This is a genomic window from Streptomyces sp. NPDC005962, assembly GCF_040629205.1.
Classification (GTDB): Bacteria; Actinomycetota; Actinomycetes; order Streptomycetales; family Streptomycetaceae; genus Streptomyces.
The window spans coordinates 108824-131340 of sequence record NZ_JBEXVE010000003.1 but is presented as its reverse complement, the minus strand read 5'-3'; the positions used below and the strand labels follow the sequence as shown (position 1 = coordinate 131340).

At 72.4% G+C, this 22517-nt stretch carries 1 protein-coding gene; it reads right to left on the bottom strand.

The window, feature by feature from the left end:
* Positions 1 to 26: 26 nt before the first annotated feature.
* On the bottom strand, positions 27 to 22457 hold the full coding sequence (locus ABZ370_RS06825) for an SDR family NAD(P)-dependent oxidoreductase (protein WP_358617486.1): 22431 nt from the start codon (positions 22455 to 22457) through the stop codon (positions 27 to 29).
* Positions 22458 to 22517: the final 60 nt, after the last annotated feature.

Genomic DNA, 22517 nt, shown 5'->3' with positions numbered 1-22517 from the left:
CGGCCCTTTCGGCGCCGGAGCGCCCGTCAGTCCGTCAGCCAGTCCTCCACCACGCGCGCCGTCGTACCGGCGTGGTCCTCCATCATGGTGAAGTGGTGCCCCGGCACATCGCGCACGGTGTGGGGCAGCTCCCAGTACGACCGCCAGTCCCCGTCGCGGGACCAGTCGAAGAACTGCTCTTCGGCCCGGACCAGCAGGGTCGGCGTCTTGACCTCGCGGGGCTCCCACTGTCCGAACAGCCGGAAGTACGCGCCCATGGCCAGCAGCCGGGCGTCGTCCACCGGCACATGGCCCGTGCTCCGCTCGTCGATCCCGGCCCTCAGACCGGGCTGGAGGGCCATGGCCGCCTGCCGGTCGTGCGAGTAGATGTCGAGCAGCACCACCGCTTCGGGGAAGACCCCGGCGCTCTCCAGCCGCGCGGCCACCTCATGGGCGAGCAGCCCGCCCGAGGAGTGGCCCAGCAGCACGAACGGCTCCCCGTCGGTCTGCCGCAGCACCGCCTCGGCCTGCGCCTCGATCACCGCCTCCGGGTTCGCCGGAAGCCGCTCCCCGGCAACGAAACCGGGGTTGCCCAGCGCCCAGACGTCCCGGTGGCCACGGAATCCGGCGGCGAACCGCGCGTACTGGTGCGGGCCTCCGATCGACAGGATCGAGGGGAAGCACACCAGCGCGGGCCGCGTGTCACCACGGGACAACCGCACCAGCGTGGGCGCCTTGTCCAACTCGGCGGCGCTCGCGAACGAGGGCCGGAACCGCGAGACGTCCATCAGCATCCGAGTGAACTCCCCCTGCTGACCGAGCTGTTCGGCTTCTCGCATCATCGCGCCGAACACGGCCGACGGCTCCGCTCCCGCCGCCTCCGTCTGCGCGGCATCCGACACCGCACCGCCCTCGGCGGCCACCGAACCGGCCAGCCCGGCGAGCAGTTGCCGGGCGACCAGCTCGGGCGTCGGGTGGTCGAAGAGCAGCGTCGGGGGCAGCCGCAGCCCGGTCGCGGCGTTGAGCCGGTTGCGCAGCTCGACGGAGGTCAGGGAGTCGAAGCCCAGCTCCAGGAAGCCACGCGTGGCCCCCACGGCCTCCGGGTCCTCGAAGCCGAGGACCACGGCGGCGTGGGTGCGGACCAGATCCAGCAGGGCCTTCTCCCGCTCCGCCTCGTCCAGCCCGGCCAGTCGCCGCGCCAGCGAAGGGCCGTCCGCGGCGGCCGCAGCGGCGGAGGCCGTGCGCCGCCGGGGCGTCGCCCGGACCAGTCCGCGGAACAGGGCGGGCAACGCGCCCTCGGCGGCCTGCTCCCGCAGCGCCGCGGTGTCCAGATGGAGCGGTACGAGCACCGCCTCACCGTCGACGGCGCACGCCGTGTCGAACAGCTCCAGGCCGTCCCGCGAGGACAGCGGCGCCATCCCGGAGCGCGCGATACGCCGCACGTCCGCGTCCGTCATGGTGCCGGTCATCGCGCTGCGCTGGTCCCACATGCCCCAGGCCAGCGAGAGGGCCGGCAGTCCGGCGGAGCGGCGCCGCACGGCGAGGGCGTCCAGGAAGACGTTGGCGGCGGCGTAGTTGGCCTGACCCGGCGCACCGAAGGTTCCGGCGACGGACGAGAACAGCACGAACGCCGCGAGATCGAGACCACGGGTCAGCTCGTCGAGGTTCCGGGCAGCGTCCACCTTGGGCCGGAAGACCGTGTCGATCCGGTCCGGGGTGAGCGTGGGCAGTGGCCCGTCGTCCAGCACACCGGCCGTGTGCACCACGGCGGTGAGCGGATGCGCCGGGTCCACCTCGGCCAGCATCGCCGACAGCGCCTCGCGGTCGGCCACATCGCAGGCCGCGACGCTCACCTCCACGCCCTGTGCGGTCAGTTCGGCGACCAGCTCCGGCATTCCCTCGGCGCGGTGCCCCCGGCGGCTGCCCAGCAGCAGATGCCGCACCCCGTGCCCGGTCACCAGATGGCGGGCGAGCTGCCCGCCGAGGACACCGGTGGCGCCGGTGATGAGCACCGTGCCGTCCGGGTCGAACCCGGGCAGCCCCTCCGGCGCCGGATCGGCGGCGACTCGGGCCAGCCGGGGTGCGTACAGGCCGCTCTCGCGGAGGGCGAGCTGCGGCTCACCGCTGGACAGCGCCGCCGTGAGCCCCTCGGCCGAGGCCTCGTCGCCGTCCAGATCCAGCAGCAGGAAACGGTCCGGGTTCTCGGTCTGGGCGGTGCGGATCAGACCCCATACGGGCGCGTTCGCCAGGTCGGACACCTCGGCGTCCGGGCGCGTGGCGACCGCGCCACGGGTGACGAACGCCAGCCGCGCCCCGTCGAAGGCCTCCTCCGCGAGCCACGCCTGCGCGCTCTCCAGCGCGGCGTGGGCGGCCAGCCTGGCGTCCTCGGCCACATCACCGGTGGTGGCGGTGGTGTGCGGGAGGAGGACGACGTCCGGCAGGTGCCCGCCGGAGGCCACCACGGCCGCCAGCTCGGCCAGGTCGGGGAACACGTCGTACTCGGCACCGGTGGATTCCAGCGCGGTGACGAGCCCCAGGCTGTCCGTACCGTTCGTACCGTTCGTACCTTCCGCGGCGGCCGCGTCGACCAGGGCCCAGCGGATGGCGGGTGCCACCGAGGGCGCCGGCACCGCGGCCCACTCCAGCCGGAACAGCGAGTCGTGGTAGGTCACCTGGGCCGCGCGCAGCTGCTCCGGGGCGACACTCCGCAGCGTCAGGGAGTCGACCGACGCGACCGCGCTTCCGTTCTCGTCCGCGACGGCCAGGGCCACCGCGTCCGGCCCGGCCGGTGCGATCCGTACGCGCAGCGCCGTGGCCCCCGACGTGTGGAGGGTGACACCGCTCCAGGAGAACGGCAGCCGCATCCCCTCGGCGCCGGCGCCCATGAAGTCGCCGAGCGCCACGCCGTGCAGCGCGGAGTCCAGCAGTGCCGGGTGCAGCCCGAACGACGCGGCCTCGGTCTGCTGCCGCTGCTCCAGCCGGAGTTCGGCGAAGACCTCCTCACCGCGTCGCCAGGCAGCCGTCAGCCCCTGGAACGCCGGGCCGTAACCGATACCGGCGGCGGCGAACCGCTCGTAGAGATCGTCCACCTCGATGGCGACCGCCTCGGCGGGCGGCCATTCGGCCAGCCCCTCGGCGGTGTCGGCGGCCGCACCGGACGCGAGGACGCCGCTGGCGTTGCGGGTCCAGGACCGGTCCGAGCCGTCGCCCCGGTCCGCGTCCGGCTCCGGGCGGGAGTAGACGTCCAGGGTCCGGCGTCCGTCCGCGTCGGGCACGCCGACGGTCAGCCGCAGCTGGACCCCGCCCCGCTCGGGCAGGATCAGCGGCGCCTCAAGGGTCAGCTCCTCCAGCAGTTCACAGCCCACCTGGTCACCCGCCCGGATCGCCAGTTCGACGAAGGCCGTCCCCGGCAGCAGCGCGGTACCGGCCACGGCGTGGTCGGCGAGCCAGGGGTGGGTGTGGAGGGAGAGCCGTCCGGCGAGCAGGAAGCCGTCGGAGTCCGGCAGTTCGACGGCCGCGCCCAGCAGCGGGTGATCGGCGGCGCCCAGACCGGCGGAGGCGACATCGCCCACCGAGGCCGGGACCTCGATCCAGTAGCGCTCGTGCTGGAAGGCGTACGTGGGCAGCTCGACGCGCTCCGCGCCCGTGCCCGCGTAGTACGCCTCCCAGTCCGGAGCCGCACCCCGGGTGTACAGGGCGGCCAGGGCGGCCGTCAGGCTCTCGGCCTCGGAACGGCCGGAGCGCAGTACGGGGGCGAACGCCGCGTCGTCGCCGGTGACGCACTCCTGCGCCATGGCGGTGAGCACACCGTCCGGACCCAGCTCGACGTACGTCGTCACGCCCTGGGCTTCGAGCGTGCGGACACCGTCGAAGAAGCGCACGGTCTCCCGGACGTGGCGCACCCAGAAGTCGGCCGTCACGATCTCCTCACCGGCGACACCGCCGGTGAGGTTGGAGACCACCGGGATCTTCGGGGCCTGGTACGTCAGACGCTCCGCGACCTCACGGAACGGCTGCAGCATCGGCTCCATCAGCAGCGAGTGGAACGCGTGGCTGACGGTGAGCCGCTTGGTCTTACGGCCCCGCGCCTCGAAGGACGCGGCGATCGCGAGGGTGGCTTCCTCCGTACCGGCGACGACCACCGAAGCGGGACCGTTCACGGCGGCGATCGAAGCGCCCTCGGTGAGCAGCGGCGCCACCTCGTCCTCCGACGCCTGGACGGCGATCATCGCGCCACCGGCCGGAAGCTCCTGCATGAGACGGCCACGAGCGGCCACCAGGGTGCACGCGTCCGCGAGGGAGAACACACCCGCCACATGCGCGGCGGCGATCTCGCCGATGGAGTGGCCGGAGACCATGTCCGGCTTCACACCCCACGCTTCGACGAGACGGAACAGCGCCACCTCGACCGCGAACAGCGCGGGCTGGGTGAAACCGGTCCGGTCCAGCGCCTCGGCGTCGTCCCCGAACAGCACCGTCTTCAGCGGCTGTTCGAGGTGCGGGTCCAGCTCATCACAGACGGTGTCCAGGGCTTCGGCGAACACCGGGTAGGCGTCGTACAGCTCACGCCCCATGCCCAGGCGCTGGCTGCCCTGACCGGTGAAGAGAAACGCCACCTTCCCCCGGGTCTCCACGCCCTGCACCACTCCGGCCGTGGACTCGCCCGAAGCGAGCACGGCGAGCCGGTCCAGGAAGGTCGCGCGGTCATCGGCGAGGACGGCCGCCCGGTGCTCCAGCACCGTACGGGACGTGGCCAGCGAGTAACCGACCGACACCGGGTCCAGATCGGGGCGCTCGGCCACATGGCTGTGGAGCCGGGCTGCCTGAGCCCGCAGGGCGGCCTCGCTTCCACCGGACACCACCCAGGGCACCAGCGGAAGAGCCCGGGGCTCCCTCGCCGCATCGGTCCCGGAGGCGGGCGTGCTGCCCGTCCGCCGTGGCTCGGGGGCCTGCTCGATGATGGTGTGGGCGTTGGTGCCGCTGATACCGAACGACGACACGGCGGCGCGGCGCGGACGGCCGGTCTCCGGCCACTCCAACTGCTCGGTGAGCAGCGAGACCGCACCCAACGACCAGTCCACATGCGGCGACGGCTCGTCCACGTGCAACGTCCTGGGCAGAACACCATGCTCGATGGCCTTGACCATCTTGATAAGCCCGGCGACGCCCGCCGCCGCCTGCGTGTGCCCGAAGTTGGACTTCACCGAACCCAGCCACAGCGGCTCATCCTCGCTGCGCTCCTGGCCGTACGTGGCGAGCAGCGCCTGCGCCTCGATCGGGTCACCCAGCGTCGTCCCCGTACCGTGCGCCTCGACGACATCGATCTCGGCGGCGGACAGCCGCGCGTTGGCCAGCGCCTGCCGAATGACGCGCTGCTGCGACGGACCATTCGGCGCCGTCAGACCATTCGACGCACCATCCTGGTTGATCGCGGAACCGCGAACGACCGCCAGCACCGGGTGACCGTTCTTCCGGGCGTCCGACAGCCGCTCCACGAGCAGCATGCCCACGCCCTCACCCCAGGCCGTACCGTCCGCAGCGCCCGCGAACGGCTTGCAGCGACCATCGGTCGCGAGCCCGCGCTGCTTGCTGAACGCCACGAACGTACCCGGGGTCGCCATCACAGTCACACCACCGGCGAGCGCGAGCGAGCATTCACCATTGCGCAGCGCCTGCACCGCCATGTGCAGCGTCACCAGCGACGACGAACACGCCGTGTCCACGGTGACCGCCGGGCCCTCCAGCCCGAACGTGTACGACACCCGGCCCGAAGCCACACTGCCCGAACTCGCGGTGCTGATATAGCCCTCAAGACCATCGGGCGCACGGTAGAGGAGCGTGCCGTAGTCGTTGTACATCACGCCCGTGTAGACACCGGTCTGGCTGCCACGGAGCCCGGCCGGGTCGATTCCGGCCCGCTCGAACGCCTCCCACGACGTCTCCAGCAGCAGCCGCTGCTGCGGGTCCATGGCGAGGGCTTCGCGCGGCGAGATGCCGAAGAACACCGGGTCGAAGTGGTGGGCGTCGTGCAGGAAGCCGCCGTTGCGGGCGTAGCTGGTGCCCCGCTGGTCGGGGTCGTCGTCGTAGAGCGACTCGATGTCCCAGCCGCGATCCGTGGGCATGTCGGTGATGGCGTCGGTGCCATCGACCACCAGCTTCCACAGCTCCTCGGGCGACGTCACCCCGCCGGGGAAGCGGCAGCTCATCGCGACGATGGCGATGGGGTCGTCGTCAACCGCCTTGGTGGCGACGACGGGCGCGGCGGCGTCCGACTGACTGCCCTGGGCCTCGGCCCTCAGGTAGGTGGCGAGGGCGATCGGGTTCGGGTAGTCGAAGATCAACGTCGCCGGAAGCCGCACGCCGCTGACGGCGGTGAGGCGGTTGCGCAGCTCGACAGCCGTGAGCGAGTCGAAACCGACCTCACTGAACGCACGCTGCGGTTCGACCGCTTCGGGCCCGGCGTAGCCGAGTACGGCCGCCACCTGTGTACGGACCACATCCAGCACGATCGCCTCGGCCTCGGCCTCGGACGTCCCGGCCAGCTGCTGCGCCAGCGCGCCGGACTGTGCCGCCGCGGCGGCCTGGGCGGCCCGCCGTGGCGGAACACGGACCAGACCGCGGAAGAGCGGCGGCAGCATTCCGACACTCGCCTGCGCGCGGAGGGCGGCCAGGTCGAGCGGCATCGGGACCAGCAGCGCCTCGTCGGCGGCATCCGCCAGATCGAAGAGCTCCAGGCCCTGGTCGGGGGTGAGCGCGACGACACCGCCGCGCCGCAACCGGGCGAGTTCCGCCTCGTCCAGCTCCCCGGTCATGGCGCTGGCCTCGGCCCACAGGCCCCAGGCGAGGGAGGTGGCGGGCAGACCCTGGGCACGGCGGTGCTGAGCGAGGGCGTCCAGGAACGAGTTGGCCGCCGCGTAGTTGCCCTGTCCGGCTCCGCCGAAGACACCGGCGGCGGAGGAGAAGACGACGAATGCCTTCAGGTCCAGATCCGCCGTCAGCTCATGCAGGTTCCACGCCGCGTCCACCTTCGGACGCAGCACACCGGCCATACGCTCGGGAGTCAGCGCCCCGATCACACCGTCGTCCAGCACACCCGCCGTGTGCATCACGGCCGTCAGCGGATGCTCGGCGGAGACGGATTCGATGACGCGGGCCAGGGCGTCCCGGTCGGCCACATCGCACGCGACCCACCGCGCCTCAGCACCCAGCTCGGCAAGCTCGGCGGTGAGTTCAGCGGCACCGGGAGCCTGGTCACCACGGCGGCTGACGAGCAGCAGCCGACGCACACCCCGCTCGGTCACCAGATGGCGCGCGAAGAGATTGCCCAGCATGCCGCCGGCACCGGTGATCAGCACCGTGCCGTCCGAACCGAAGGAGGCAGGGATCTCCTGACCGTCGGCGGAGTCGGGGGCGGTGGCGGCGGCGGGGGCGGTGGCGCGGGCCAGACGCGGAGCCTTGACCGCGCCCTGACGGACGGCGAGTTCCTGCTCGTCCGATTCCAGAGCGGCGGGGAAGGCGGTGAGCGAGTCCGGGTGGCCGTCGAGGTCCACCAGGATGACGCGACCGGGATTCTCCGACTGCGCGGAGCGGATCAGGCCGGTCACGGTCGTCTGGGCCAGGCTGGTCGCCGGGTCGTCGGTGGCGGTGGCCACCGCGCCCTGGGTGAGGACGACCAGGCGCGAGTCCGCGAAGCGGTCCTCGGCCAGCCACCTCTGCAGCAAGGTCAGCGCGTGGACGGCGATCTCGTGCGCCGTGGCGACCGGCGAGGAGTTCTCCCCCGAGGCCGCCAGCGCGGACACCACCACGTGGTCCGGGGCTGTGGCACCGGACCCGATCTCCTCGGCCAGCGCGGCCAGGTCCGGGTACGTCCCGGCCTCGACACCGAGGCCGGGGACGTCCACACCCTCCCCCACGACCGCCACACGGCCGTCGGAGGGCTTCCCGGAGGAGGCCGGGACCGGAATCCAGTCCACGCGGAACAGGGCGTCCGCCGCGTCGCCACCGGCTCGGTCGCCGCCCAGCTGCTCGGGGGACACGGTGCGCAGCACGAGCCGCTCCACCGACGCCACCGGAGCACCGGTCACATCAGCGAGCTGGAAGGCCACCGTGCCGTTCCCGGCCGACGACAGCCGGACCCGCACGCTGTCCGCACCCACCGAATGGAACCGGACGCCGGTCCAGGCGAAGGGCAGTCCGACTCCGTCCAGGTTCTCGGTCAAGTCGCCGAGGGCGATGGCGTGCAGTACGGCGTCCAGCAGCGCGGGATGCAGACCGAACAGGTCCGCACCGGGCTCGACACCCTCGGGCAGCGCGACCTCGGCGTAGACCTCGCCGTCGCCCCGCCAGGCGGCCCGCACTCCCTGGAAGGCCGGGCCGTAGCCGAAGCCCGCCTCGGCCAGACCCTCGTACAGGCCGTCGATCTCGATCCGCTCGGTCCCGGCAGGCGGCCAGACACTCAGCTCGAACGTCGGGGCCGACGACGGCGCGCTCTCCACGAGCACACCCGTGGCATGCCGCACCCACGGAGCCTCGTCGCCACCCTCATCGGGTCGCGAGTGCAAGGCGAGGGTGCGGCGGCCGGAGTCGTCCTGGGCGCCCACGGCGATCTGCAGCTGCATCCCGCCCCGCTCGGGCAGGATCAGCGGCGCCTCAAGCGTCAGCTCCTCCACCAGGTCGCAGCCGACCTGCTCACCGGCGCGCACCGCCAGCTCCACGAACGCCGTGCCGGGCAGCAGTACCGAACCCATCACCGCATGGTCGGCCAGCCACGGGTGGCTCTCCAGCGAAAGCCGCCCGGTGAACAGGAAGCCCTCGAAGTCCGGCAGTTCGACGGCCGCACCCAGCAGCGGGTGATCGGCGGAGCCCAGACCGGCGGAGGTGACATCGCCCACCGTGACCGGGACATCGATCCAGTAGCGCTCGTGCTGGAAGGCGTACGTGGGCAGCTCTGTACGGCGTGCGCCGGTCCCCTGGAACACCGCGTCCCAGTCCACGGACACACCCCGCGACCACGCCTCACCGACGGAGGCCCAGAAGCGCTTCAGCCCGCCCTCGTCGCGGCGCAGCGAACCGATCGCGGCCGCGTCCAGACCCGCGTCCTCGGCCGTCTCCTGCACACCCATCGCCAGCACCGGGTGGGCGCTGGACTCGATGAACGCCCCGAAGCCCTCGTCGAGGAGCCGCCGGACCGCGCCCTCCAGCTCGACCGTGCGACGGAGGTTGGTGAACCAGTACTCGGCGTCCAGCTCCGGACCCTCGACCCACTCCCCCGTCACAGTGGACAGGAACGGCACCTGAGCGGTCTGAGGCTGTACGGGGGCAAGCAGTGTGAGGAGTTCATCGCGCAACAACTCCACCTGCGCGGAGTGCGAGGCGTAATCCACCGGCACCCGCCGCGCCCGCACCTCATCCGCCTCACACGACGCCAACAGCTCATCCAGCGCCGTCGGCTCACCGGACACCACCACGGACGACGGACCGTTGACGGCCGCCACCGAGACGCGCTCCTCACCCCACCGGGCAATGCGCTCGCGTACGTCCGACACCGGCAGCGCCACCGACACCATGCCGCCCTTGCCCGCCAGCACCCGGCCAATGGCCTGACTCCGCAACGCGACCACCCGGGCCGCGTCCTGGAGGGTCAGAATCCCCGCCACACACGCCGCCGCGATCTCACCCTGCGAGTGACCGACCACCGCCGACGGCGCAACGCCGAACGAACGCCACAGCTCGGAAAGGGACACCATCACCGAGAACAACACCGGCTGGACCACGTCGACACGCTCCAGCGACGGCGCACCCTCCGCACCCCGCAGCACATCCACCAACGACCAGTCGGTGAACTCCGCCAGAGCGGCGGCGCACTCGTGGACACGGGCCGCGAACGCCGGTGCGGCATCCATCAACTCCACGGCCATTCCTGCCCATTGGGACCCCTGCCCCGGGAACACGAACGCCGTCTTGTCGGATGTCCCGATGCCCTGGACCGGAGCCTCACCCTGGGCCAGCGCCGTCAGGGCGCGGACGAAGTCGTCACGGTCGGTGCCCACCAGGACCGCGCGCTGATCGAAAGCGGCGCGGGTGGTGGCCAGGGAGTAGCCGACGTCGGCCGGACGCAGGCCCGGTTCGGCGGCGAGGTGGGCCAGCAGCTTGGCGGCCTGCGCGCGCAAGCCCGCCTCGCCCCTGGCGGAGAGCGGCCACGGCAGCACACCGGGCGCTTCGAGGGAGGGTTCGGCCGCCTCGGCCGCCGTCTCCCGCGACTCCGGGGCCTGCTCGATGATGGTGTGCGCGTTGGTGCCGCTGATACCGAACGACGACACGGCGGCACGGCGCGGACGGCCCGTCTCCGGCCACGTGTGCTCTTCGGTGAGCAGCGAGACCGCGCCCATCGACCAGTCCACATGCGGCGATGGCTCATCCACGTGCAACGTCCTGGGCAGGACGCCGTGCTCGATGGCCTTGACCATCTTGATGATCCCGGCGACACCGGCGGCGGCCTGGGTGTGGCCGAAGTTCGACTTCACCGAGCCCAGCCACAGCGGCTCGTCCTCGGTGCGCTCCTGACCGTACGTGGCCAGCAGCGCCTGCGCCTCGATCGGGTCACCCAGCGTCGTCCCCGTACCGTGCGCCTCGACGGCGTCGATCTCGGCAGCGGACAGCCGCGCGTTGGCCAGCGCCTGCCGAATGACACGCTGCTGCGACGGACCATTCGGCGCCGTCAGACCATTCGAGGCGCCGTCCTGGTTGATCGCGGAACCGCGTACGACCGCCAGCACCGGGTGACCGTTCTTGCGCGCGTCCGACAGCCGCTCCACGAGCAGCATGCCCACGCCCTCACCCCAGGCCGTACCGTCCGCAGCACCCGCGAACGGCTTGCAACGGCCATCGGTCGCGAGCCCGCGCTGCTTGCTGAACGCTACGAAGGTGCCGGGGGTGGCCATGACGGTGACACCGCCCGCGAGGGCGAGCGAGCATTCGCCATTGCGCAGCGCCTGCACCGCCATGTGCAGCGTCACCAGCGACGACGAGCAGGCGGTGTCGACGGTGACCGCCGGGCCCTCCAGGCCAAAGGTGTACGAGACGCGGCCCGAGGCCACACTGCCGGAGCTGGCCGTGCCCATGTAGCCCTCAAGGCCCTCGGGCGCACGGTGCAACAGCGTGCCGTAGTCGTTGTACATCACGCCCGTGTAGACACCGGTCCGGCTGCCCCGGACGGTCGCCGGGTCGATACCCGCCCGCTCGAATGCCTCCCACGACGTCTCCAGCAGCAACCGCTGCTGCGGGTCCATCGCAAGAGCCTCACGCGGCGCGATCCCGAAGAACACCGGGTCGAAGTGGTGGGCGTCGTGCAGGAAACCGCCGTTGCGGGCGTAGCTGGTGCCCTGCCGGTCCGGGTCGTCGTCGTACAGCGCCTCGATGTCCCACCCACGGTCGGTGGGCATATCGGTGATCGCGTCCCCGCCGCCGGTCACCAGCTTCCACAGGTCCTCCGGCGTAGCCACCCCGCCAGGGAAACGGCAGCTCATCGCGACGATGGCGATCGGGTCGTCGTCAACCGCCTTGGCAGCGACGACCGGCGCAGCCGCGTCGGCCTGGCTGCCCTGGGCCTCGGCTCGGAGGTAGGTGGCAAGGGCGATCGGGTTCGGGTAGTCGAAGATCAACGTCGCCGGGAGCCTTACGCCGGTGACGGCGGTGAGGCGGTTACGCAGCTCGACAGCGGTGAGCGAGTCGAAACCGACCTCGCTGAACGCGCGCTGGGCGTCCACCGCCTCGGGCCCGGCAAAGCCGAGCACGGCCGCCACCTGCGCACGCACCACACCCAGCACGATGACCTCGGCCTCGGCCTCGGAGGCCCCGGCCAGTTGCCGCGCCAGCGCACCGGACCGCGCCGCCGCGGCGGCCTGAGCGGCCCGCCGCGGCGGAACACGCACCAGACCACGGAAGAGCGGCGGCAGCATCCCCGCACCCGCCTGCTCGCGCAGAGCCGCCAGATCGAGCGGCATGGGCACGAGCAACGCCTCGTCGGCGGCATCCGCGAGGTCGAACAGCTCCCGCCCCTGCTCGGCGGTGATGGCGGCCACGCCACCGCGCCGCAGGCGGTCGAGCTCCGCGTCCTCCAGCTCCCCGGCCATACCACCGGACTCGGCCCACAGCCCCCAGGCAAGGGAGGTGGCGGGCAGTCCGGCGGAGCGGCGGTGCTGGGCGAGGGCGTCCAGGAAGGCGTTCGCCGCCGCGTAGTTGCCCTGTCCCGCACCGCCGAAGACACCGGCGGCCGACGAGAACAGCACAAACGCGGACAGGTCCAGATCCACCGTCAGCTCATGCAGGTTCCACGCCGCGTCCACCTTCGGACGCAGCACACCGGCCATACGCTCCGGGGTCAACGACCCGATCACACCGTCGTCCAGCACACCCGCCGTGTGCATCACGGCAGTCAAGGGATGCTCGGCGGGAATGGATTCGATGACTCGGGCCAGGGCGTCCCGGTCGGCCACATCGCACGCGACCCACCGCGCCTCCGCACCCAACTCGGCCAGCTCAGCCGTCAGTTCAGCCGCACCGGGAGCCTGGTCACCACGGCGGCTGACCAGCAGCAGCCGACGCGCACCCCGCTCGGACACGAGGTGGCGCGCGAACAGTCCACCGAGCGTGCCACCGGCACCAGTGATCAGCACCGTGCCATCCGCGTCGAAAACGGAGGGCTCCCGGTCGGTGGCCGGGGCCGTGGTCCGGGCCAGACGCGGAGTCATGACCGCGCCCTGACGGACGGCGAGTTCCTGCTCGCCCGATGCCAGGGCGGCGGGAAGTGCGGCGGGCGAGTCCGGGTGGTCATCCAGGTCCACCAGGATGACGCGGCCGATGTTCTCCGACTGCGCGGAGCGGATCAGGCCGGTCGCGGTGGCCTGCGCGGGCTGGGTCACCGGGTCGTCGGTGGCGGTGGCCACCGCGCCCTGGGTGAGGACGACCAGGCGCGAGTCCGCGAAGCGGTCCTCGGCCAGCCACGTCTGCAGCAGAGCGAGGGCGCGATCGGCGGTCTGATGCGCCATGGTGGCAGGCGAGGAGTTCTCCCCCGGCACCGCACGCGCGGACACCACCACGTGGTCCGGGCTCGCGGAGCCGGACTCGATCGCCTCGGCCAGCGCGGCCAGGTCCGGGTACGTCTCGGCCTCGACACCGAGGCCGGGTATGTCCACAGCCTCTCCCACGACCGCCACACGGCCGTCGGAGGGCTTCCCGGAGGAAGTCGGGACCGGAATCCAGTCCACGTGGAACAGGACGTCCGCCGCGCCACCGTCAGTCTGGTCGGCACCCAGCTGCTCCGGGGACACCGCACGCAACGCGAGCCGCTCCACCGAGGCCACCGGGGCGCCGGTCACATCGGCCAGTTGCAGAGCCACCGTGCCGTTCCCGGCCGACGACAGCCGCACCCGCACGCTGTCCGCACCCACCGAATGGAACCGGACGCCGGTCCAGGCAAAGGGCAGCCCGCCCTCCCCCAGATTCTCGGTCGGGCCACCCAGCGCGATGGCGTGCAGAACGGCGTCCAGCAGCGCCGGGTGCAGACCGAACAGGTCCGCACCGGGCTCCACGCCCTCGGGCAGCGCGACCTCGGCATAGACCTCGCCGTCGCCCCGCCAGGCGGCCCGAACGCCCTGGAAGGCCGGACCATAGGCGAAGCCCGACTCTTCCAGACCCTCGTACAGGCCGTCGATCTCGATCCGCTCGGCCCCCGCAGGCGGCCAGACGCTCAACTCGAACGACGGAACCGACGACGGCGCGCTCTCCACGAGCACACCCGTGGCATGCCGCACCCACGGCACCTCGTCGCCACCCTCATCGGGACGCGAGTGGAGCTCAACGCCACGGCGACCGGAGTCGTCCTCGGCGCCCACCGCGATCTGCAGCTGAACCCCGCCCCGCTCGGGCAGGATCAGCGGCGCCTCAAGCGTCAGCTCCTCCACCAGATCGCAGCCAGCCTGCTCACCGGCGCGCACCGCCAACTCCACGAACGCCGTGCCGGGCAGCAGTACCGAACCCATCACGGCGTGCTCGGCCAGCCACGGATGAGTCTCCAGCGAAAGCCGCCCGGTGAACAGGAAGCCCTCCTCGGCGGCCAGGGACACGGCCGTGCCGAGCAGCGGGTGATCGGCGGCGCGCAGACCCGCGAAGGCCACATCGCCCACCGTGACCGGGACATCGATCCAGTAGCGCTCATGCTGGAAGGCGTACGTGGGCAACTCGACGCGCTCCGCGCCCGTGCCCGCGTAGTACGCCTCCCAGTCCAGGACCGCACCCCGGGTGTACAGGGCGGCCAGGGCGGCCGTCAGGCTCTCGGCCTCGGAACGGCCGTTACGCAGTATGGGCGCGAACGCGGCGTCGTCGCCGGTGACGCACTCCTGCGCCATGGCGGTGAGCACACCGTCCGGACCCAGCTCGACGTATGTCGTCACGCCCTGCGCTTCGAGCGTGCGGACACCATCGAGGAAGCGGACAGCCTCCCGGACGTGGCGCACCCAGAAGTCGGGGCTGGTGATCTCCTCGGCGGAGACGACGTTCCCGCTCAGGTTGGACACGATCGGGATGCGGGGGGCCTCGTACGACAGCCCCTGCGCGACCTCGCGGAACGCGTCCAGCATGCCGTCCATGCGCGGCGAGTGGAACGCGTGGCTGACCGTGAGCCGCTTGGTCTTCCGCCCCTGCGCCTCGAAGCCCGCCGCGATCTGTACGGCCGCGTCCTCGTCGCCCGCGATGACCACGGACGTCGGGCCGTTGAGGGCGGCGATGCTGACGCGGTCGGTGAGCAGCGGGGCGACCTCGTCCTCCGACGCCTGCACCGCGACCATCGCGCCACCCGCCGGAAGCTCCTGCATCAGACGGCCACGCGCCGCCACCAGCTTCGCCGCGTCGGCGAGCGAGAGCACGCCCGCCACATGCGCGGCGGCGATCTCGCCGATGGAGTGGCCGGACAGCACATCCGGCTTCACACCCCACGCCTCGACCAGGCGGAACAGCGCCACCTCGATCGCGAACAGCGCGGGCTGGGTGTAGCCGGTCCGGTCGAGCACCGAGGCGTCGTCACCGAACAGCACTGTCTTCAGCGGCTGTTCGAGGTGCGGGTCCAGCTCATCACACACGGTGTCCAGGGCCTCGGCGAACACCGGGTAGGCGTCGTACAGCTCACGCCCCATACCCAGGCTCTGGCTGCCCTGACCGGTGAAGAGAAACGCCACCTTCCCCCGGTTCTCCACACCCTGAACCACTCCCGCCGCAGGCTCACCAGCGGCCAGCGCGGCAAGTCGGTCCAGGAGGGTCGCGCGGTCACCGGCGACAACAGCCGCCCGGTGCTCCAGCGCCGCGCGAGTGGTGGCCAGCGAGTGGCCGACGGACACCGGGTCCAGCTCGGGGCGCTCGGCCACATGGCTGTGGAGCCGGGCGGCCTGGGCCCGCAGGGCGTCCTCGTCCTTACCGGACACCACCCAGGGCAGCATCGGAAGAGCCGCATCGTTCCCGGAGACCGCCGTGCTGCCCGTCTGCCGCAGCTCCGGGGCCTGCTCGATGATGGTGTGCGCGTTGGTGCCACTGATGCCGAACGACGACACGGCGGCGCGGCGCGGACGGCCCGTCTCCGGCCACGTCTGCTGTTCGGTGAGCAGCGACACCGCACCCGCCGACCAGTCGACGTGTGCGGACGGCTCGTCCACGTGCAGGGTCTTCGGCAGGATGCCGTGCTCGATGGCCTTGACCATCTTGATGATTCCGGCGACACCGGCGGCGGCCTGGGTGTGGCCGAAGTTGGACTTCACCGAGCCCAGCCACAGCGGCTCGTCCTCGGTGCGCTCCTGGCCGTACGTGGCGAGCAGCGCCTGCGCCTCGATCGGGTCACCCAGCGTCGTACCGGTGCCGTGCGCCTCGACGACGTCGATCTCGGCGGCGGACAGCCGGGCCCCGGCCAGGGCCTGGCGGATGACGCGCTGCTGGGAGGGGCCGTTGGGGGCGGTGAGGCCGTTGGACGCGCCGTCCTGGTTGATGGCGGAGCCGCGGACGACCGCGAGGACCGGGTGGCCGTTCTTGCGCGCGTCCGACAGCCGCTCCACGAGCAGCATGCCGACGCCCTCGCCCCAGGCGGTGCCGTCGGCGGCGGCGGCGAACGGCTTGCAGCGGCCGTCGGTGGCGAGGCCGCGCTGCTTGCTGAACGCCACGAAGGTACCGGGGGTCGCCATGACGGTGACACCGCCCGCGAGGGCGAGCGAGCATTCGCCGTTGCGCAGCGCCTGCACCGCCATGTGCAGGGTGACCAACGAGGACGAGCAGGCGGTGTCGACGGTAACCGCCGGGCCCTCCAGCCCGAAGGTGTACGACACGCGGCCCGAGGCGACACTGCCGGAGCTGGCCGTGCCCATGTAGCCCTCAAGGCCCTCGGGCGCACGGTGCAGCAGCGTGCCGTAGTCGTTGTACATCACGCCGGTGTAGACACCGGTCCGGCTGCCGCGCACGGTCGCCGGGTCGATGCCCGCGCGCTCGAACGCCTCCCAGGTGGTCTCCAGCAGCAGTCGCTGCTGCGGGTCCATCGCGAGGGCCTCGCGCGGCGCGATCCCGAAGAAGACGGGGTCGAAGTGGTGGGCATCGTGCAGGAAGCCGCCGTTGCGGGCGTAGCTGGTGCCCTGCCGGTCAGGGTCGTCGTCGTACAGCGCCTCGATGTCCCAGCCACGGTCGGTGGGCATGTCGGTGATGGCGTCCGTGCCCTCGGTGACCAGCTCCCACAGGTCGTCGGGCGAGGCCACCCCGCCGGGGAAACGGCAGCTCATCGCGACGATGGCTATGGGGTCGTCGTCGTGGGCGGTGGTGGTGACGGTGGGTGCCGCCGCGTCCGACTGGCTGCCCTGGGCCTCGGCCCGCAGGTAGGTGGCGAGCGTGGCCGGGGTCGGGTAGTCGAAGGTCAGCGTTGCCGGGAGCCTTACGCCGGTGACGGCGGTGAGGCGGTTGCGCAGCTCCACGGCGGTGAGCGAGTCGAAACCGACCTCGCTGAACGCGCGCTGCGGGTCAACCGCTTCGGGTCCGGCGAAGCCGAGTACGGCCGCCACCTGCGTACGGACCAGGGCGAGGACGATCGCCTCGGCCTCGGCGGCCTCCGTCCCCGCCAGCTGCTGGGCGAGGGCGCCGGACTGCGCGGCGGCAGCCGACTGGGCGGCGCGGCGGGCGGGGGCCCGTACCAGGCCACGGAAGAGGGGCGGCAGCATGCCGACGCCCGCCTGGGTGCGGAGGGCGGCCATGTCGAGCGGCATGGGCACCAGCAGCGGTTCGTTCTGTCCGCACGCGGCGTCGAACAGCTCCCGGCCCTGGTCGGCGGTGATGGCGGCGATGCCGCCGCGCTGGAGGCGGGCGAGTTCCGCCTCGTCCAGGTCTCCGGCCATGCCTCCGGCCATCGACCACAGGCCCCAGGCGAGGGAGGTGGCGGGCAGGCCGTTCGCTGCGCGGTGCTGGGCCAGGGCGTCCAGGAAGGCGTTCGCCGCCGCGTAGTTGCCCTGTCCGGCACCGCCGAAGACTCCGGCGGCGGAGGAGAAGACGATGAATGCCTTCAGGTCCTGGTGCCGGGTGAGGTGGTGGAGGTTCCAGGCCGCGTCCGCCTTCGGGCGCAGGACGGTCGACAGCCGGTCCGGGGTGAGGGACGCGATCACGCCGTCGTCGAGCACACCTGCCGTGTGGACCACGGCCGTCAGGGGGTGGGCGGCGGGGATCGCCGCCAGGGTCTCGGCCAGGGCGGTGGGGTCCGCCACGTCGCAGGCGGCGAGGGTTACCTCTGCGCCCAGCTCGGTGAGTTCGGCGGTGAGTTCTTGCGCGCCGGGGGCCGCTTCGCCCCTGCGGCTGACCAGAAGGAGGTTTCGTGCACCTCGCTCCACCACCAGGTGACGGGCGAACAGGGCACCCAGAGTGCCCGTTGCGCCGGTGACCAGGACCGTGCCCTCGGGGTCCCACTCGGGGGCTTCGTCGTGCGCGGTCTTGGTGGTGCGGGCCAGGCGGGGGGTCTTGACCGTGCCCTGCCGGACTGCGAGTTCCTGCTCGCCGGACGCGAGGGCGGTGGGCAGTGCGGCCAGGGAGTCCCGGTGGCTGTCGATGTCCACGAGGACGATGCGGTCGGGGTTTTCCGACTGGGCGGAGCGGATCAGGCCTTGGGCTGCGGCGTGGGCCAGGTCGGTGGCGGAGGTGAGGATGACCAGGCGGGTGTTCGCGAAGCGGGTGTCGGCCAGCCACGTCTGGAGGAGGTGGAGGGCTTGGGTGGTGGCTTCGTGTGCGGCTTGGGTGGGGTTTTCCCCTGGCCCGCCCCTTCCCGAAACCATGGGCTCTGCCCCTGGGCCCCGGTCCTCAAGCGCCGGACGGGCTGGAGATGCCGCACCCGGGCCTTCAAGTGCCGCACCGTCCGCGTACGGCCCCGGACGCCCTTCGGGCGTGTCCTCAATCGCCGGACGGGCTTGATTTGCCGCACCTGGGCGTGCAGATGCCGCACCGTCCGGGGCATGGGGTGCCGCACCGTTCGGGGCGTGGGGTGGCGCACCGTTCGGGGCGTGGGGTGGCGCACCGTTCGATGTCAGGGAAACTACGACGTGCTCCGGGAGGGGTGTTCCGGATGCCACGGCTTCGGCTAGCGCGCCCAGGTTCGCGTACGCCGTGACCTCGTCGCCAAGCGTTCCGAGACCGGAGACGTCGGTGCCAAGCACCGCCCAGCGGGCGGGGGACGCCGGTTCAGGTGCGGGCGGGACCGGGGTCCAGTCGACGCGGAACAGGGCGTCCGACGGGCCGCCCGGGCGGGTTGGGCTCAGCTGGTCCGGGGACACCGTGCGCAGGGCCAGGGACTCGACCGACGCCACCGGGGCGCCCGTGACGTCCGCGAGTTGCAGGGACACCGCGCCGTTTCCGGCGGGCGTCAGGCGGACCCGGACCGTGTCCGCGCCCACCGAGTGGACGCGGACGCCGGTCCAGGCGAAGGGTAGGCCGCCCTGGCCCGGGGTTTCGGTCAGGTCGCTGAGGCCGATGGTGTGCAGTACGGCGTCCAGCAGCGCCGGGTGGAGGCCGAAGAGCGCGGCGCCCGGTTCGGTGTCCTCGGGGAGCGCGACCTCGGCGTAGACCTCGCCGTCGGCCTGCCAGGCGGCCCGCAGTCCCTGAAAGGTCGGGCCGTAGGCGAAGCCCGCCTCGGCCAGGGTCTCGTACAGGCCGTCGACGGCGATCTGCTGGGCGCCCGTGGGGGGCCAGGTGGTCAGGTCGAAGGGGGCCGTCGGGGCGCTCTGGGCGAGCAGGCCCGTGGCGTGGCGTACCCACGGCTCGTCGTCCGTGGCCGCGTCGGGGCGGGAGTGGAGCGCGAGGGCGCGGCGGCCGGTGTCGTCCTCGGCGCCCACGACGATCTGGACCCGGACCCCGCCCTGTTCGGGCAGGATCAGCGGGGCTTCCAGGGTGAGTTCTTCGACCAGGTCGCATCCGGCCTGCTCACCGGCGCGCACGGCCAGTTCCACGAACGCGGTGCCGGGCAGCAGCACCGTGCCCATGACAGCGTGGTCGGCCAGCCACGGGTGGGTGTCCAGGGCGAGCCGCCCGGTGAACAGGAAGCCTTCCGCGTCGGCCAGCGAGACGGCCGCGCCGAGCAGCGGGTGGTCGGCGGTGCCGAGGCCGACGGAGGACACGTCGCCGTAGGCGGTGCCCGCGTCCAGCCAGTAGTGCTCGCGCTGGAAGGCGTACGTGGGCAGCTCGACGCGCTCCGCGCCCGTGCCCGCGTAGTACGCCTCCCAGTCCGGGGCGGTGCCCCGGGTGTGCAGGGTGGCCAGGGCGGTGGTCAGTGTCTCGGCCTCGGGGCGGCCGGAGCGCAGCACGGGGACGAACGCCACGTGGTCGGTCTCGTCGCCCGCCAGGCAGTCCTGGCCGAGCGCGGACAGTACGCCGTCGGGGCCGAGTTCGAGGTAGGTGGTGACGCCCTGGGCCTCCAGGGTGCGGACGCCGTCGAGGAAGCGGACCGCCTCGCGGACGTGGCGGACCCAGAAGTCGGCGGATGCGATCTCCGACGCGGGGGCGATGCCGCCGGTCAGATGGGAGACGACGGGGATCTTCGGGGTCTCGTACGTCAGGCTCTCGGCGACCTTGCGGAACGCCTCCAGCATCGGGTCCATCAGCGGCGAGTGGAAGGCGTGGCTGACCGTGAGGCGCTTGGTCTTGCGGCCCTGGGCCTCGAAGGACGCCGCTATCGAGACAGCCGCGTCCTCGTCGCCCGAGATCACGACCGACGTCGGGCCGTTGAGGGCGGCGATGCTGACGCGGTCGGTGAGCAGCGGCGTCACCTCGTCCTCGGACGCCTGGACGGCGATCATCGCGCCACCGCCCGGAAGCCGCTGCATCAGGCGGCCGCGCGCCGCCACCAGCAGGGCGGCGTCGGCGAGCGACAGTACGCCCGCGACGTGGGCGGCGGCGATCTCGCCGATGGAGTGGCCGGAGACGAAGTCCGGCTTCAGGCCCCACGATGCGACGAGGCGGAACAGCGCCACCTCGATGGCGAACAGCGCGGGCTGGGTGAAGCCGGTGCGGTCCAGCGCCTCGGCGTCGTCGCCGAAGAGGACGTCGCGCAGTGGCCGTTCGAGGCGCGGGTCGAGCGCGGCGCACACCTCGTCCAGCGCCTCGGCGAAGACCGGGTAGGTGGTGTACAGCTCGCGGCCCATGCCGAGCCGCTGGCTGCCCTGGCCGGTGAAGAGGAACGCCAGCTTGCCCCGGGTCTCCACGCCCTGGACCAGCCCGGCGGCGGGCTCGCCCGCCGCGAGCGCGGCGAGCCGGTCGAGGAACGTCTCGCGGTCCCCGGCGACCACGGCCGCGCGGTCCTGGAGGCCGGCGCGGGTGGTGGCGAGGGCGTAGCCGACGGACAGCGGGTCCAGGTCGGGGCGTTCGGTGACGTACGTGTGCAGCCGGACGGCCTGGGCGCGCAGCGCGTCCTCGCCCTTGCCGGACAGCACCCACGGGAGGAGGGGGAGGTCGCGCGGCGGCACTTCGGCAACCGCTTCGGTGTCCTCGTCCGTCGCCTCGCCGGTCGCCTCGTCCGTGGCTTCCGGGGCCGGGGGCTGCTCGATGATCAGGTGGGCGTTGGTGCCGCTGATGCCGAACGACGACACGGCGGCGCGGCGGGGGCGGCCGGTCTCCGGCCACGGGCGGCCCTCGGTGAGCAGCGAGACGGCCCCGGCGGACCAGTCGATGTGCGGCGAGGGCTCGTCGACGTGCAGGGTCTTGGGCACATAGCCGTGCTCGATGGCCTTGACCATCTTGATGATCCCGGCGACACCGGCGGCGGCCTGGGTGTGGCCGACGTTGGACTTGATGGAGCCGAGCAGCAGCGGCCGTTCGGCGGGCTTCTCCTTGCCGTAGGTGGCGAGCAGCGCCTGCGCCTCGATGGGGTCGCCCAGCTTCGTGCCGGTGCCGTGCGCCTCGACGACGTCGATCTGGTCGGCCGTCAGCCGGGCGCTGGCCAGCGCCTGGCGGATGACGCGCTGCTGGGAGGGGCCGTTGGGGGCGGTGAGGCCGTTGGACGCGCCGTCCTGGTTGGTGGCCGAGCCGCGCACGATGGCGAGCACCCGGTGGCCGTTCTTGCGCGCGTCCGACAGCTTCTCCACGAGCAGCATGCCCGCGCCCTCGGACCAGCCGGTGCCGTCGGCGGCCGCCGCGAACGACTTGCAGCGGCCGTCGAAGGACAGCCCGCGCTGACGGCTGAACTCGGTGAACGTGCCGGGCGTCGACATCACGGTGACGCCACCGGCCAGGGCGAGCGAGCATTCGCCGTTGCGCAGCGCCTGCATGGCCAGGTGCAGGGTGACCAGCGACGACGAGCACGCGGTGTCGACGGTGAGCGCCGGGCCCTCCAGGCCGAAGGTGTACGCCACCCGGCCGGAGGCGATGCTGCTGGAGCCGCCGGTGCCGAGGTAACCCTCGACCCCGGGCGGCACGGCCCGCAGCCGCGACGCGTAGTCGTGGTACATGACGCCCGCGAAGACGCCGGTCTTGCTGCCGCGTACGGAGGTGGCGTCGATGCCCGCGCGCTCGAACGCCTCCCAGGTGGTCTCCAGCAGCAGCCGCTGCTGCGGGTCCATCGCGAGGGCCTCGCGCGGGCTGATGCCGAAGAACGCCGGGTCGAAGTAGTTGGCGTCGTGGAGGAAACCGCCCTGCCGGACGTAGCTCGTGCCCGCGCCGTCCGGGTTGTCGTCGAAGAGCCGCCCCATGTCCCAGCCGCGGTCGGTGGGGAACTCGGAAATGCCGTCCCCGGCTCCGGGCCCGTCCCCGTCCCCGGACACCAGCCGCCACAGATCCTCGGGCGACTCGACGCCACCGGGGTAGCGGCAGCTCATGCCGACGATCGCGATGGGCTCCTGGTCCTCCGACTCCACCTCCTGGAGGCGGCGTCGGGTCTCATGCAGGTCGGCAGTCACCCGCTTGAGAAAGTAACGGAGCTTTTCCTCGTTCATACGTGCGTTCCCTCTCGAGGAATCCGGAAGTCGGGTCCCTTGACGTTGGCCACGGTCACT

What these genes read in the sequence shown, in the direction of transcription:
- ABZ370_RS06825 (WP_358617486.1), bottom strand. Translation starts at nt 22,457, where the DNA reads ATGAACGAGGAAAAGCTCCGTTACTTTCTCAAGCGGGTGACTGCCGAC.